Here is a 14,481-nt window from a genome sequence, read left to right as displayed (position 1 = left end):
GCGGAACCCCCGGCCAGGTCGCCTTCCAGTCCGGGAGTTCTCCCCCGCCGCGCCGGGTCCGGCGGGGCGCGAGAACCCGTGAGGGCCGGGGTCAGCGGGTGTCGGAGTCGGTGTCGCTGAGGGCGGCGCGGCCCGCTTCCAGGCGCGCCACCGGGATGCGGAACGGCGAGCAGGACACGTAGTCCAGGCCGGTGTCGTGGCAGAAGTGGACGGAGTCCGGGTCGCCGCCGTGCTCGCCGCAGATGCCGATCTTGAGGTCGGGCCTGGTGGCCCGGCCCTCCTCGGTGGCGATCGCGACCAGCCGGCCGACGCCCTCGCGGTCGAGGGTCTCGAACGGGGAGACGCCGAAGACGCCCAGTTCCAGGTAGCGGGAGAAGAACGCGGCCTCGACGTCGTCGCGGGAGAAGCCCCACGCCATCTGGGTGAGGTCGTTGGTGCCGAAGGAGAAGAACTCGGCGGCCTCGGCGATCTGCCCGGCGGTCAGCGCGGCCCGCGGCGTCTCGACCATGGTGCCGACCAGGGCGTCGACGCCCGTCTCGGCCAGGATGGCGACGGCCTCCTCGCGGACGTACTCCAGCTCCTGCACGGCGGCGATGAGCGGGATCATGATCTCCGGCTTGGCGCCGGGGACCTCCTTGGCGGCCTGGGCGATGGCGCGTACCTGCATGGCGAACAGGCCGGGGATGACCAGGCCGAGCCGTACGCCGCGCAGGCCCAGCATGGGGTTCTGCTCGTGCAGTCTCTTGACGGCGGCCAGCAGGGCGCGGTCCTTGTCGGTGGCCTCGCCGGTGGCGGCCTTGACGGACAGCTCGACGATGTCGGGCAGGAACTCGTGCAGCGGCGGGTCGATGAGCCGGATGGTCACCGGACGGCCGTCCATCGCCTGGAAGATGCCGATGAAGTCGGACTTCTGCAGCGGTTCGAGCGCGTCCAGCGCGGCCTGCCGCTCCTCGGCGGTACCGGCGAGCACCAGGTCCTCGACGAGCTGACGGCGGTCGCCGAGGAACATGTGCTCGGTCCGGCACAGCCCGATGCCCTCGGCGCCGAAGCGGACCGCCCTGGCCGCGTCCTCGGGGGTGTCGGCGTTGGCCCGCACGCCGAGCCGGCGCGTGGCGTCGGCGTGGCGCATGATGCGGTCGACGGCCCGGACCAGCTCGTCCTCGGGCTCGGCGCCCTCGAAGTACTCGACCACGGCGGAGGCGACGACCGGCACCTCGCCGAGGTAGATCTCGCCGCTGGTGCCGTCGATGGAGATGACGTCGCCCTCGTTGACGACCACGTCGCCGGGAGCGGTGAACGTGCGCCCGGCGACGTCGACGTCCAGTTCCTCGGCGCCGCACACGCAGGTCTTGCCCATGCCGCGGGCGACCACGGCGGCGTGCGAGGTCTTGCCGCCGCGGCTGGTGAGGATGCCGCGGGCGGCGATCATGCCGGCCAGGTCGTCCGGGTTGGTCTCGCGGCGGACCAGGATGACGTCCTCGCCCGCGGCGGCCAGCTCGGTGGCCCGCTCGGAGGAGAAGACGGCCTTGCCCACGGCCGCGCCCGGCGAGGCGTTCATGCCCTTGGCGATGCGCCGCTTGCCGGCGTCGCCGTCGAAGCGGGGGAACATGAGGCGGGCGAGCTGGTCGCCGGTGACCCGGGTGACGGCCTCGTCCATGGCGATGAGGCCCTGGTCGACGAGCTGGGTGGCGATCCGGAAAGCGGCGCCGGCGGTGCGCTTGCCGACGCGGGTCTGGAGCATCCAGAGCTTGCCGCGCTCGATGGTGAACTCGATGTCGCACAGGTCGCGGTAGTGGTTCTCCAGCGTCTCCATGATCGACAGCAGTTCGTCGTAGGAGCGCTTGTCGATCCGCTCCAGCTCCTGCAGCGGCATGGTGTTGCGGATGCCGGCGACGACGTCCTCGCCCTGTGCGTTCTGCAGGTAGTCGCCGTAGATGCCCTGGCGGCCGCTGCCGGGGTCGCGGGTGAAGGCGACGCCGGTGCCGGAGTCGCCGCCGCAGTTGCCGAAGACCATGGAGCACACGTTGACCGCGGTGCCGAGATCGGCGGGGATGCGCTCCTGGCGTCGATAGAGGACGGCGCGCGGCGCGTTCCAGGAGTCGAAGACGGCCATGACGGCCATCCGCATCTGCTCGCGCGGGTCGCTGGGGAAGTCGCTGCCGGTCTGCTCGCGGACGATGCGCTTGTACGACTCGACCAGGTGCTGGAGCTCACCCGCGTCGAGGTCGGTGTCCTCGCGGCCGTCCTTGAGCGCGTCGAGCGCGTCCTCGAACAGGTCGCCCTCGATGCCCAGCACGGTCTTGCCGAACATCTGGATGAGCCGGCGGTAGGAGTCCCAGGCGAAGCGCTCGTTGCCGCCCGCCTGCTTGGCCAGGCCGTGGACGGAGTCGTCGTTGAGCCCGATGTTGAGCACCGTCTCCATCATGCCGGGCATGGAGAACTTGGCTCCGGAGCGCACGCTGACGAGCAACGGGTCGTCGGCCTGGCCGAGCCGCTTGCCCATCGTCTCCTCGAGCGCGCGCAGGTGCTCCTCGACCTCCTGGTCGAGGCCGCCGGGGGTGGCGCCTTCGGACAGGTAGTGGCGGCAGGCCTCAGTGGTGATCGTGAATCCCGGAGGGACGGGCAGGCCGAGATTGGTCATCTCAGCGAGGTTGGCGCCCTTTCCGCCCAGGAGATCTTTGAGATTCCTGTTGCCTTCGGTGAAGTCGTAAACGTACTTGGCCACCACAGCTCCAATCAACGGCTTCTACCCGGACTCTACCGGCGGAATTGATGACGAAACTGCACCCTACGGTTAAGTCACTGTTTTCCCAGCTCAAACCCCCTACAGAGGTCTAATCCATTGATAAATTGACCTTCTTCTGGAAGTGGTTTATACCAATGGTTCAAACCAATTTTTGGACTATGTCCGAGCGGTGGATGGGTGAATGTGATCCAGCCCACCACAAGCCATGTGCGGCACCCCGGCGAGAGAAGGACCGGCCGGACCGCGCCCCTCCGCGCGGCTCTGGAGGCGAAAAAAGGGGGCCCCTCCGCAGAGAGGCCCCCGGGTGACGGCGCGCGTCAGTCGTTGAGGTGCTGGCGCAGGTAGCCCTGCACCTGGTCGATCGCGATCCGCTCCTGGCGCATCGAGTCGCGCTCGCGGATGGTCACGGCCTGGTCGTCGAGGGTGTCGAAGTCGACCGTGATGCAGAACGGCGTGCCGATCTCGTCCTGCCGGCGGTAGCGGCGGCCGATCGCGCCGGCGTCGTCGAACTCGACGTTCCACCTGCGCCGCAGCTGCGCGGCCAGGTCGCGGGCCTTGGGCGACAGGTCGGCGTTGCGCGACAGCGGCAGCACCGCGGCCTTGACCGGGGCGAGCCGGTGGTCGAGCCGCATGACCGTGCGCTTCTCCATGACGCCCTTGGCGTTGGGCGCCTCGTCCTCGGTGTAGGCGTCGAGGAGGAAGGTCAGCGTCGCCCGGTCGACGCCGGCCGCCGGCTCGACGACGTAGGGCACGTAACGCTCGCCGGTCTCCTGCTCGAAGAAGCTCAGGTCGGTGCCGGACGCCTTGGAGTGGGCGGTCAGGTCGAAGTCGGTGCGGTTGGCGATGCCCTCCAGCTCACCCCACTCGGCGCCGGTGAAGTTGAAGCGGTACTCGATGTCGACCGTGCGCTTGGAGTAGTGGGACAGCTTCTCCTGCGGGTGCTCGTACAGGCGCAGGTTGTCCTTGTTGATGCCCAGGTCCGTGTACCACCGGAAGCGCTCGTCGATCCAGTACTGATGCCACTCCTCGTCGGTGCCGGGCTTGACGAAGAACTCCATCTCCATCTGCTCGAACTCGCGGGTGCGGAAGATGAAGTTGCCCGGGGTGATCTCGTTGCGGAAGGACTTGCCGATCTGGCCGATGCCGAACGGGATCTTCCTGCGTGCCGACTGCTGCACGTTGAGGTAGTTGATGAAGATGCCCTGCGCGGTCTCGGGGCGGAGGTAGGCCAGGCCCGACTCGTCCTCGACCGGGCCGAGGAAGGTCTTGAGCAGGCCGCTGAACTGGCGCGGCTCGGTGAAGGCGCCCTTGTTGCCGCAGTTGGGGCAGGTGATGTCGGCCAGGCCGGACTCGGGGGCCTTGCCGTTCTTCTCCTCGTACGCCTCGAGCAGGTGGTCGGCGCGGAAGCGCTTGTGGCAGGACTGGCACTCGGTGAGCGGGTCGGTGAAGGTCTCGACGTGGCCGCTGGCCGCCCACACCTCGGGGGCCAGGATGACGCAGGAGTCGAGGCCCACCACGTCGTCGCGCGCCTGGACCGTCGACAGCCACCACTGCCGCTTGACGTTGTTCTTCAGCTCGATGCCCAGCGGCCCGTAGTCCCATGACGCGCGCAGTCCGCCGTAGATCTCGCTCGACGGGTATACGAGCCCGCGGCGCTTGGCGAGGCTGACGATGGTGTCCATGACGTCGGTGCGTCGTGCCATGTTGATCGGACTCTTTCCGGCTGGAGGTCGGCGAGGGAATGGATGTGAGATCCCAGCTTAGGGGAAGGGCGGACGGCTCCGCGCCCGAGTGGCGCTACGCCCCGTCCTGGACGAGAACGTCCTCGAACGCGGAGGGTTCGTTGACCATGAGGGTCATCAGGGGATAGAGCTCCATGCGGGCGGTGGACAGCGCCCTGCGGTAGAACCCGGCGCCCTCCCACTCGCTGACCAGGGCCCACAGGTTGGGCTCGTCGACGGACCTGGCGAGCCGGCCGCGCAGGTAGCCGGGCTGCGCGGCGAGCGTGTCGAGGACGACCTCGGCCTGCTTGGCGAACTCCTGCGACTGGGCGTCTGGAACGGTGTAACGGATCACGGCGAGCACGCCCCCAGCATGTCAGACCTTCCGCGACCGCCGGGGCGTTTCGGACGGCGCTAGGCTCGGGCCGTGGCCACTGACGACGACCGCCGCAGGCATCCGCTGGCGCAGCCCCGCGGGGAGCCGAAGGGCAAGCCCAAGCGCCCGCTGCCGCCGGGCGAGCAGTTCTTCACGCCAGGGGCGACGGGGTTGCGCGCGGCCGTCGAGCGGCGCAGCGCGGCGCCGATGGCGTTCCTGTTCACGCAGGTGCCGCGCTGGATCGCGCCCGCCGTGATGGTGGTGCTGCTGCTGGCCGGGTTCGCGGTGCAGAGCTGGCTGGGCGGACTGGCCGTGCTGCCGGTGGTGGTGTTCGTCGGCTGGCTGGGCTACCTGTCGTGGCCGTCGCTCGGGGTGGGCGGCAAGCTGTTGCGGGTGGCGATGCTGACGTTCCTGGTGCTGCTGGCCGCGACCAGGTTCGGGCTGATCTGAGGGCCTGCGGCGTCGCCCGCCGAACGATTTTGACAACCATTTTCATTCCCCGGCATACTGACTCACATGATGTCAGGACATTGCCGCATGAGTCTCGCCGGGACACTCGCAGGCGCGTTGCTGCTGGCCACGACCGCGTGCGGCGCCGACGCCGGGACCGGCGCGGCCCCTGACGGGACCCCGCGCGTGGTCGCCGCCTTCTACCCGCTGCAGTGGCTCACCGAGCGGGTCGGCGGCCCCGACGTCGAGGTGACGAGCCTGACCACTCCCGGTGTCGAGCCGCACGACCTGGAGCTGGGCGCCCACCAGATGGCCCAGCTGGAGGACGCGGCGCTCACCGTCTACATCAAGGGCGTCCAGCCCGCCGTGGACGAGGCCGTCTCGCCCGACACGGCGTTCGACGCCGCCACCGCCGTCACCACCATCCCGGTGGGCGGGCACGGCGAGCACGCCCACGAGGAAGGCGAGGAGGACCACGGCCACGAGGTCTCCTACGACCCCCACCTGTGGCTCGACCCGTCCAGGTTCGCCACCGTCGCCACCCGGCTGGGCGAGCGGCTGGCCGCCGCGGACCCCGCGCACGCGCAGGCGTACAAGGAGCGCGCCGCCGCCACCGCCGCCTCGCTCACCGCGCTGGACCAGGAGTTCGGCCAGGGCCTGACCACATGCTCGACGCGCGCCGTGGTCACCGCGCACGGCGCGTTCGGCTACCTCGCCGACCGCTACAAGCTGAAGCAGGTGGGCATCACGCTCGACCCCGAGTCCGAGCCCTCCCCCGCCCGGCTCGCCGAGGTCGCCGAGCTGGCCAAGCGCGAGAAGGTGACCACGATCTTCACCGAGAAGCTGGTCAGCCCCAAGGTGGCCGAGGTGCTGGCAGGCGAGGTGGGCGCCAGGACCGCGGTGCTCGACCCGCTGGAGAGCGCGCCTTCCGGGGATTACGTGTCCGCGATGCGCGACAATCTGAAGACGTTGCAGACGGCGCTGGGGTGCACGCATGGGTGAGACCGCTTTCGCGATGACCGGCGGGCGGGTCACGCTCGACGGGCGGCCCGTGCTGGCGGGCGTCGACCTGACCATCCGCGAGGGCGACGTCGTGGCCGTCATGGGCGCCAACGGCTCGGGCAAGTCGACGCTGGTGCGCGCGCTGCTCGGGCTCACGCCGCTGTCCGGCGGCTCGACCCTGCTCTACGGCGTCCCGCCCGCGCGCTTCCGCCAGTGGTGGCGCGTCGGCTACGTGCCGCAGCGCCTGGCGGTCGGCGGCGGCGTGCCCGCCACGGTCCGCGAGGTCGTCACCTCCGGCCGGATCGCGCGCCGGCGCCGGCTGCGCCGCACCGGCGCCGCCGACCGGGAGGCGGTGGCCCGCGCCCTGGAGGCGGTGGGGCTGTCCGACCGGGCCGGCGACCCGGCGCAGGCGCTCTCCGGCGGCCAGCAGCAGCGGGTGCTCATCGCCCGCGCGCTGGCCGGCGAGCCCGACGCCTACGTGATGGACGAGCCGACCGCCGGCGTCGACGCCGAGACGCAGCGGCTGCTCGCCGAGACGCTCACCCGGCTGGTGGCCGGCGGCAAGACCGTCGTCCTGGTGGCCCACGAGCTGGGCCCGCTGGAGCCGCTCATCACCCGTGGCGTGGTGATCCGCGAGGGCCGCGTCGCCCACGACGGGCCGCCGCCGCAGCCGGAGGGCGAGTGCGCCAAGCCGGGGCACGAACACGTCCATCCGCACGCCCCCGAAGCCGTGGCGGGCCCGCTGCGCGGCTGGCAGGGAGAGGCATGATCGACCTGAGCCTGCTCGACAAGCAGTTCTTCCAGCTCGCGCTGATCGCGGCGCTGCTGGTGGGGCTCTGCGCCCCCGCCGTGGGCACCTTCATCGTGCAGCGGCGGCTGGCGCTGCTCGGCGACGGCATCGGCCACGTGGCGCTGACCGGTGTCGCGCTCGGCTTCCTGACCGGCACCGCGCCGGTGCTGACGGCCGTCGCGGTGGCGATCGCCGGCGCCCTCGCCATCGAGCTGGTCAGGGCGCGCGGCCGCACGAGCGGCGACGTGGCGCTGGCGCTGCTGTTCTACGGCGGCATCGCGGGCGGCGTCATGCTCATGGGCATCGCGCCCGGCGGCAGCAACGCCAAGCTCAACTCCTACCTGTTCGGCGCCATCGCCAGCGTCACCGCCGAGGACATCTGGGTCATCGGCGGGCTGGCCGTGCTGGTGCTGGGAGTGGTCGCCGTCTTCGGCAGGGAGCTGTTCGTGCTCTGCCAGGACGAGGAGATGGCCAGGGCCTCAGGGCTGCCGGTGCGCTTCCTCAGCATGCTGGTCGCGGTCACCGCCGCGCTGACCGTGGTCATCGCCATGCGGGTGGTCGGCCTGCTGCTGGTGAGCGCGCTCATGGTCATCCCGGTGGCGACCAGCCAGCAGCTCACCAGGGGGTTCCGCTCGACGATGCTGCTGGCCATGCTCTTCGGCGTGGTGGCCTCCCTGGGCGGGCTGCTGGCCTCGACCGCCTCCACCCGGGTGCCGCCCGGCGCGGCCATCGTCCTGCTCGCCCTGGCCGGCTTCGCCCTGGCCCTGGTTGTCGGTAGATTCGTACGCCGAGGCCGATCCCAGGAGTCGAGAGTGAGCCAGGCAGGCAACGTGCGGGTCGAGGAGGTCCTATGAGCTCCCGGCGCGACGCCGTCCACGACACCCTCCGGCAGAGCGAGGGGTTCCGCAGCGCTCAGGACGTCTACGCCGAGATGCGCCAGACCGGCGCGAAGATCGGGCTGACCACGGTCTACCGCGCGCTGCAGGCGCTGGCCGACCACGGCCAGGTCGACGTGCTGCGCAACGACGACGGCGAGTCGGTCTACCGCGCGTGCGCCACCGGCGAGCACCACCACCATCTGGTCTGCCGCCGCTGCGGCCACACCGTCGAGGTGGCCGGCCCCGACGTGGAGCGCTGGGCCGAGACCGTCGGCGCCGAGCACGGCTTCACCGAGGTCACTCACACCGTCGAGGTCTTCGGCACCTGCTCGTCCTGCTCCGTGCCCGTGGGGGCGGGCTGACCCCCGCGCGACCCCCACAGCACGCCGAGCACGACCACCGCGCAGCCGGCGAGCTGCAGCGCCGACGGCCGTTCGCCGAGCAGGACCGCCGACAGCCCGACCGTGGTCATCGGCTGGATGAGCAGCAGCAGCGCGGTCAGCGCGGCGGGCTGCCGGGGCAGCGAGTAGGTGATGAGCGACCAGCCGAGCACCTGCGGGCCGAGCGCGAGCACCAGCAGCCAGCCGTGTTGGGGCCAGCTCGGGGTGAGGTCGGCGCCGCCGAAGAGCGGGCTGAGCGCCACCATGGCGAGCGTGGCCACCACGGTGGCGTGCGCGAGCGGCGCCGCCGAGCGGTCGGAGGCGCTCTTCATGATCAGCAGGAAGGCCGCGTACGAGAGCGAGGTCGCGATGCCGGTGACCACGCCGAGCACGGGGTTCGCGCCGTACGCGGCCTGGTCGAACACGCCGGAGATGAGCACGACCCCGCCGAACACCACGGGGGTGGCCAGCATCAGCGCGCGCGACGGCCGTTCACGGAAGAGCGCCCAGGCGGCGAAGGCCACGATGAACACCTGGAGGTTGCCCAGCACGGTGGCCAGGCCCGCCCCGACGTAGGCGATGGAGTGGTGCCAGAACAGCAGGTCGAGCGCGAAGAGCAGGCCGGCGAGCCAGGCCAGGAGCCGCGGCCTGCCCCGGAAGGGCCCGCGCCTGCGGCGTTCCAGCCAGGCCAGCATGATCATAGGCGGGATCGCGTACGCGCACCGGAAGATCGCCGAGGTGGCCGGCTCCACGTCGGCGAGCCGCACGAGCGGCGCGGAGGTGGAAATGATCAAGGCGCCGGCGATCGCGATCAGCACGATACGGCGATGTGAACTCATCGAGAAACCCAGGCCCCCCGTGGGAGAGATACGCTGCGACCACGCTAGAACCGGCCCCGACAGGAGTCAACATGCCGTTTGGCCATGACATGCAGCATTCCCTGGGCACCGTTGTCGACCTCGTCAACACCTCCCCCTCCACCGGCGGTGAAGACCGGCTCTCCAGTCTGCCCGAGCTGCAATCCTTCGTCGAGGCACGGGAAGTCAGCGGTCTGGGCGGGCTCACGGCACGCGACCTCGGCCAGGTGCGGATGGTGCGGGAGGCGTTCTACCGCGTCTTCACCGCGGCCGACCAGCCGACGGCGGTGCGCCTCCTCAACGGGCTGCTCTCCGAGACGCGCATAACGCCACGGCTGACCGAGCACGACGGCCACCCCCTGCACGTCCACTACTTCGCCCCCGACGCCACGCTCGCCGAGCACCTGGCCGCCGACTGCGGCGTGGCCCTGGCCCACCTGCTGGTGGAGGGCGAGTGGGAGCGGCTGCGCACCTGCGCGGCCCCCGACTGCGACCACGTGTTCGTCGACGAGTCGCGCAACCGCAGCCGCGTCTACTGCGACAGCCGCACCTGCGGCAACCGCATGCACGTGGCCGCCTACCGCGCCCGCCGCCGGGCCTGACCACCCTTGAACCTGCCCGCCAGCAGGGTCGCGGCGGTGGCCACCACGATCACGTTGAACACCATCTGCACCAGCACCAGCACCCTGGCCACCTGCCCCTGCGCGTGCACGTCGCCGAAGCCGACCGTCACCAGCGTGGAGACCGCGAAGTAGAGCGCGTCGGTCCTGGTCCCCAGGCCGACGAACTCGTCCTCCCGCCAGATGGCCACCCAGTAGTCGGCCAGCGCGAACAGCACCACGCCCAGCACGGTGACCAGCGCCAGGCGGGCCGTGGTGATCCCGCCCTGGTCGCCCGCCGACTCGCGCCTGACCTCCCTGACCACGCTCCACCCCACCAGCGCGATCCCGGCGAGCACCGCGACCGTCCGCAGCACCTGCACCCACAGGCGCGGGTCGGGTTGCACGGGCACCGCGTAGTAGGCCCCGAGGATCAGGACGGTCTGCCAGGCCAGTCGCCGCATGCGGGAAAGAGTGCCCAGCTCAGGGGCGGGTTAGACCGGGTTGGGCAGGGCTCCGCCGTAGCGCCTGTCGCGCTTGGCGTAGATCTCGCACGCGTCCCACAGATCCCTGCGGTCGAAGTCGGGCCAGAGCCGGTCGAGGAACACCATCTCGGCGTAGGCCGACTGCCACAACAGGAAGTTGGAGAAGCGCTGCTCGCCCGACGAGCGCACGAACAGGTCGACCGGCGGGATGTCGGGCTCGTCGAGATAGCGGGCGAAGACCTTCTCGTTGACCTTCGACGCCTTGACCCGGCCCGTCCGGAGGTCCTCGGCCAGCTTGAGCGCGGCGTCGACGATCTCGGCCTGGCCGCCGTAGTTGACGCAGAACTGCAACGTCAGCCTGCCGTTGGCGCGGGTCATCTCCTCGGCGGAGCGCAGCTCGTCGATGACGCTCTTCCACAGCCGGCCCGGCCGGCCCGCCCAGCGCACCCGCACCCCCATCGCGTGCAGCTCGTCGCGCCTGCGGCGGATCACGTCGCGGTTGAAGCCCATGAGGAAGCGCACCTCGTCGGGCGAGCGCTTCCAGTTCTCCGTCGAGAACGCGTAGGCGCTCAGGTAGGGGATGCCCAGCTCCAGAGCGCCCTCGATGACGTCGAACAGCGAGGACTCGCCCGCCTTGTGGCCTTCGGTGCGGGGCAGCCCGCGGGCCTTGGCCCACCGGCCGTTGCCGTCCATGACGATGGCCACGTGGCGGGGCACCAGCTCGCCCGGGATCGGCGGCGGGGTCGCGCCTGACGGGTGAGGGGTCGGCGGACGGACGTTCACACGGGCTCCCTTTCTACGTGGCGCAGCGAGCGTATCCCGTGTTCGAGGTGCCATTGCAGATAGGCGGCGACCAGGCCGCTGCACTCGCTGCGGTGGCGGGACTCCGAGGCGTCGGCCGTCGCCCAGTCGCCGCGCAGCAGCGCCGTCATCAGGCCGATCGTCTCCCCCGCGGGCACCGCCGCGCCGGCGGGCCGGCACGCCCCGCACACCACGCCGCCCGCCACGATGGCGAACGCCCGGATCGCGGGCGCGCGGCACTTGGCGCACGCCTCCAGCGCGGGCGCGTAGCCGGCGACGGCCAGGGAGCGCAGGAAGTAGGCGTCGAGCACCAGGCGGGGCTCGTGTCCGCCCTCGGCGAGCGTGCGCAGCCCGCCCACCAGCAGCAGGAACTGCCGCAGCGCCGGCTCCTTCTCGCCGTGGGTCAGCCGGTCGGCGGTCTCCAGCATCGCCGAGCCCGCGGTGTAGCGCGGGTAGTCGCTCGCCAGCGCCTCCCCGTACGGCCTGATCGTCTCCGCCTGGGTGACCACGTCGAGCGTGCGGCCGGTGTGGAGCTGCAGGTCCACGTGGGTGAACGGCTCCAGCCTGGCGCCGAAGCGCGAGGTCGTGCGGCGCACGCCCTTGGCGACCGCCCGGACCTTGCCGGTGCGCCTGGCCAGGACCGTGACGATGCGATCGGCCTCGCCGAGCTTCTGCGTGCGCAACACCACGCCCTCGTCACGGTAGAGACTCACCCGGCCATCCTATGGCCGTATCAAGATGACGACACTTCGTCTTCCACTCAAGGTGGTGTGACGCGACTTTCCGCAACCGTCACTAGACTTTGACGCCTGATCCAGATTGGCCGTTGTTCCAACCCCCGTCACCGCCTCGAAAGGTAGTCATGACCCGCGTGGTCCTGCTGGGCTCCTCGCCCGGCCCCGACACCGCTCCGACCGGCTTGAGGCTCGCCGCACTCCCCGGCAATCCCACCGTCGCGGAGCGGCTGCGCAGCCAGGTCCTGTCCATGGATCCGAGGCCCGCCACGATCGATTCCGGCGACGTGGCCGCCGCCCTGCGCTCCCTTGCGGAGGTCGCGGAGTCCGCGACCGAACCCCTGCTCATCATCCCGGAGAACTCGGTCGTCCACGACGAGCTGATCTATCAGATCACCAAGACCAAGCGCGGCGCGCTGGTCCTCGTCGCCAAGGAGCCGCGCCCGGTGACCGAGGAGGGCGAGGAGGCGGACGAGGGCTCCGACGCGCCGGACGAGCAGCTCAACGGATACGTGCCCATCGCGGAGGCCGAGCCCGAGATCGGGCTCAACCGCCTGGAGGGCCTGCCCGTCCGCGCCCGCATCGGCAAGACCAGGGTCATCTCGGTCGGCACCGCCACCCATGCCGTGACCAGGCCCAACGCGGCGCTGCTCGGCCCTGTCTACCTGAGCGCGCGCAACGCTCCGGTCCTCGCCGAGACCTGCCGCGAGCTGGCCGAGATGGCCTCCTCCTTCGGCCCGGACGACGACCTGGTCCAGATCGTCGTCTTCGGCCTGGTGCGCAAGGGCGTGTCGGTCGGCATCCGGGGCCGCCGCGACCTGTTCTACCGCCGCGTCGGCTCCCAGGAGGCGGCCCGCGAGGCCGCCGTGGAGATGTCCGGCTTCGACGAGGACCGGGCCCGGCTCAACAACGCGGTCAAGGGCGCCGACGGCTTCTTCACCACCTACTTCGTCTCCACCTACTCCCGGTTCATCGCCCGCTGGGCGGCCCGGCGGGGGCTGACGCCCAACCAGGTGACCCTCATCTCGATCGCGCTCGGGGTGGCCGCCGCCGTCTGCTTCGCCACCGGGCAGCGGCCCTGGATGGTCGCCGGCGGGCTGCTCATCTACTTCGCCTTCGTGTTCGACTGCGTCGACGGCCAGGTGGCCCGCTACGCCCGCAAGTTCGGGGTGCTGGGGGCGTGGCTCGACGCCACGTTCGACCGGTTCAAGGAGTACGTGGTCTTCGCCGGCCTGGCCGTGGGCTGGGTCGTCGCGGGCAACGGCGGCGACGACATCTGGATCTTCGCGCTGGCGGCCCTCGGCCTGCAGTCGGTGCGTCACCTGCTCGACTTCTCCTTCGGCATCTCCACCCGGCGCAAGCCGCCCGCCAAGCTGCCGACGCTGCCGCTCGACGCCCCTGACGACCGCGACCTGCGCCTGGCCCTGGAGCGCCGCAAGGTCGAGACCAGCCGGGGCGTCCGCCGCCTGCTCAAGATGTGGGGCAAGGCCGGCAAGTACCGCGCGGTCCACTGGGCGCGTAAAATGATCGTGTTTCCCATCGGCGAGCGGTTCGCGGCGATCGCGATCACCGCTGCGCTCTTCGACGCCCGCATTACCTTCCTCACGCTGGTGATCTGGGGCACCGTCGCCGCCGTTTACACACTCACCGGACGCCTCATGAGGTCGCTCGCATGATCACTCAGCCGCAGGCCGCCGCCACCCCCACGCCGGACCCCGACGAGGAGCGCCGGCGCATCCAGACCGCCCGCCTGCTCGCCTACCGCGACGACGGTCCCCTCGTCCACGTGCTGGCCGCCCGGCTCGGCAAGGGGCTGCCGCCGGTTCCCGCCACCCTGGCCGCGCTGCTCGCCGTCATCGCCGTCTCGGCGACCGGCCTCATCCGGCCGGGCTTCACGATGCTGGTGCCGTCGCTGATCCTGCTGCTCCTGGTGCTGCCGACCGCGCCGCGCGACCACCTGGGCCGCTTCGACTGGCTCACCCCGCCGCTGCTGCGCGCCGCCGAGTTCCTCACGGTGATCGTGGTCGGTCTCGCCGCGGACGCGCCGAAGTGGCTGCTGTTCGTGCTGGTGTACGTGGTCGGCTACCACACCTACGACACCGTCTACCGCACCCGCCAGAGCATCTGGCCGCCGGCCTGGGTGTTCTACGCCGGGCTCGGCTGGGAGCTGCGGCTGCTCATCATCGGCGCGGGCGCCGCGCTGGGGCTGATCACGCCGGTGCTGGCGGTGCTGACGGCCTACCTGTTCGTGCTGTTCGCCGTCGAGAGCGTGACGAGCTGGGTCCGGCTGGACAAGGCGTCGGCGCAGTCCGCCGCCGACGCCGAGCAGGACCTGGAGCAGTCGCCGGAGGACGCGCTGGAGCAAGCCACCGGCGAGGCCGAGAAAGCCTGACTTCTTCCGCGTGGAAGGCGGGGCCGTCCTTGGCCCCGCCTTTCGTGTTCCCCTGGCTTCTTCCAGGGAAGCCTTCCTGACGTACGGGCCCGCGCCCGCGAGCGGATCGCCGAGGCGCGGCGGCGCCCGTCTTCTCCGATGCGGAGAGCGCTCTCTCTTTCCGGCCGGTGGCCGCTCACCATCGCGTGCCGCTCGTGGTGCGGATTGTTGACAACGGGTAATGGAGTGTGTTTTCGTTCGGCGTGAGAGCGCTCTCTCCATCGGTCTCCC

General features: G+C 71.0%; 15 protein-coding genes. 8 read left to right on the top strand and 7 right to left on the bottom strand.

Annotated elements, in window-relative coordinates:
- Positions 1-91: 91 nt before the first annotated feature.
- The 3 genes from ppdK to ACQEUU_RS13290 all read right to left on the bottom strand — a co-directional run bounded on the left by ppdK (position 92) and on the right by ACQEUU_RS13290 (position 4,831).
- Entirely contained in the window at positions 92-2,725 is a 2,634-nt protein-coding gene (gene ppdK / locus ACQEUU_RS13300; RefSeq protein ID WP_433064967.1) for a pyruvate, phosphate dikinase, read from the bottom strand.
- A gap of 338 nt (positions 2,726-3,063) precedes the next feature.
- Complete coding sequence (locus tag ACQEUU_RS13295) at positions 3,064-4,449, bottom strand: glycine--tRNA ligase (RefSeq protein ID WP_433064964.1); 1,386 nt, start codon at positions 4,447-4,449, stop codon at positions 3,064-3,066.
- 94 nt (positions 4,450-4,543) lie between these two features.
- A complete protein-coding gene (locus tag ACQEUU_RS13290; RefSeq protein ID WP_270158855.1) occupies positions 4,544-4,831 on the bottom strand; it encodes an antibiotic biosynthesis monooxygenase family protein in 288 nt (95 codons plus the stop codon).
- Between the two features lie 63 nt (positions 4,832-4,894).
- Here ACQEUU_RS13290 and ACQEUU_RS13285 point away from each other — a divergent pair, with 63 nt between their 5' ends.
- The 5 genes from ACQEUU_RS13285 to ACQEUU_RS13265 all read left to right on the top strand — a co-directional run bounded on the left by ACQEUU_RS13285 (position 4,895) and on the right by ACQEUU_RS13265 (position 8,325).
- Positions 4,895-5,293 (top strand): DUF6703 family protein, encoded by a 399-nt coding sequence (locus tag ACQEUU_RS13285; RefSeq protein WP_433064961.1) that lies wholly within the window; start codon positions 4,895-4,897, stop codon positions 5,291-5,293.
- Positions 5,294-5,380: 87 nt separating this feature from the next.
- Complete coding sequence (locus ACQEUU_RS13280; RefSeq protein ID WP_433064957.1) at positions 5,381-6,295, top strand: metal ABC transporter substrate-binding protein; 915 nt, start codon at positions 5,381-5,383, stop codon at positions 6,293-6,295.
- Complete coding sequence (locus ACQEUU_RS13275) at positions 6,288-7,064, top strand: metal ABC transporter ATP-binding protein (RefSeq protein WP_433064954.1); 777 nt, start codon at positions 6,288-6,290, stop codon at positions 7,062-7,064. Before ACQEUU_RS13280 ends, ACQEUU_RS13275 begins: the two co-directional genes overlap by 8 nt.
- On the top strand, positions 7,061-7,939 hold the full coding sequence (locus ACQEUU_RS13270) for a metal ABC transporter permease (protein WP_433064951.1): 879 nt from the start codon (positions 7,061-7,063) through the stop codon (positions 7,937-7,939). The genes ACQEUU_RS13275 and ACQEUU_RS13270 overlap by 4 nt, the downstream gene beginning before the upstream one ends.
- A complete protein-coding gene (locus ACQEUU_RS13265; protein ID WP_433064947.1) occupies positions 7,936-8,325 on the top strand; it encodes a Fur family transcriptional regulator in 390 nt (129 codons plus the stop codon). The genes ACQEUU_RS13270 and ACQEUU_RS13265 overlap by 4 nt, the downstream gene beginning before the upstream one ends.
- Here the strand turns inward: ACQEUU_RS13265 and ACQEUU_RS13260 are convergent.
- Complete coding sequence (locus tag ACQEUU_RS13260; protein WP_433064944.1) at positions 8,265-9,161, bottom strand: DMT family transporter; 897 nt, start codon at positions 9,159-9,161, stop codon at positions 8,265-8,267. The genes ACQEUU_RS13265 and ACQEUU_RS13260 overlap by 61 nt on opposite strands.
- Positions 9,162-9,253: 92 nt before the next feature.
- On the opposite strand from ACQEUU_RS13260, the gene ACQEUU_RS13255 reads away from it, so the two are divergent.
- A complete protein-coding gene (locus ACQEUU_RS13255; RefSeq protein WP_270155923.1) occupies positions 9,254-9,802 on the top strand; it encodes a CGNR zinc finger domain-containing protein in 549 nt (182 codons plus the stop codon).
- On the opposite strand, the gene ACQEUU_RS13250 is transcribed toward ACQEUU_RS13255, so the two are convergent.
- Genes ACQEUU_RS13250 through recO form a run of 3 tightly spaced genes read right to left on the bottom strand, consistent with a single transcriptional unit; the run spans position 9,778 to position 11,798 of the window.
- A complete protein-coding gene (locus ACQEUU_RS13250; protein ID WP_433064941.1) occupies positions 9,778-10,263 on the bottom strand; it encodes a potassium channel family protein in 486 nt (161 codons plus the stop codon). The two genes, ACQEUU_RS13255 and ACQEUU_RS13250, sit on opposite strands and share 25 nt — an antisense overlap.
- Positions 10,264-10,293: 30 nt before the next feature.
- Positions 10,294-11,067 carry an isoprenyl transferase gene (locus ACQEUU_RS13245; RefSeq protein ID WP_433064938.1) on the bottom strand — a complete coding sequence of 258 codons (774 nt, stop codon included), beginning with the start codon at positions 11,065-11,067 and terminating at the stop codon, positions 10,294-10,296.
- Positions 11,064-11,798: a DNA repair protein RecO gene (gene recO, locus ACQEUU_RS13240; protein WP_433064935.1), complete on the bottom strand. Its 735-nt coding sequence runs from the start codon at positions 11,796-11,798 to the stop codon at positions 11,064-11,066. The genes ACQEUU_RS13245 and recO overlap by 4 nt, the downstream gene beginning before the upstream one ends.
- 149 nt (positions 11,799-11,947) lie before the next feature.
- On the opposite strand from recO, the gene ACQEUU_RS13235 reads away from it, so the two are divergent.
- Both ACQEUU_RS13235 and ACQEUU_RS13230 read left to right on the top strand, forming a co-directional pair.
- On the top strand, positions 11,948-13,495 hold the full coding sequence (locus tag ACQEUU_RS13235) for a CDP-alcohol phosphatidyltransferase family protein (RefSeq protein WP_433064932.1): 1,548 nt from the start codon (positions 11,948-11,950) through the stop codon (positions 13,493-13,495).
- Positions 13,492-14,211, top strand: coding sequence for a DUF5941 domain-containing protein (locus ACQEUU_RS13230; RefSeq protein ID WP_433064930.1), 720 nt, complete (start codon positions 13,492-13,494; stop codon positions 14,209-14,211). The genes ACQEUU_RS13235 and ACQEUU_RS13230 overlap by 4 nt, the downstream gene beginning before the upstream one ends.
- Positions 14,212-14,481: the final 270 nt, after the last annotated feature.

Source organism: Nonomuraea sp. CA-218870 (assembly GCF_050936535.1).
GTDB lineage: Bacteria > Actinomycetota > Actinomycetes > Streptosporangiales > Streptosporangiaceae > Nonomuraea > Nonomuraea corallina.
Note: the sequence above shows the minus strand (reverse complement) of the source record. Positions and strands in the feature narration are given on the sequence as shown.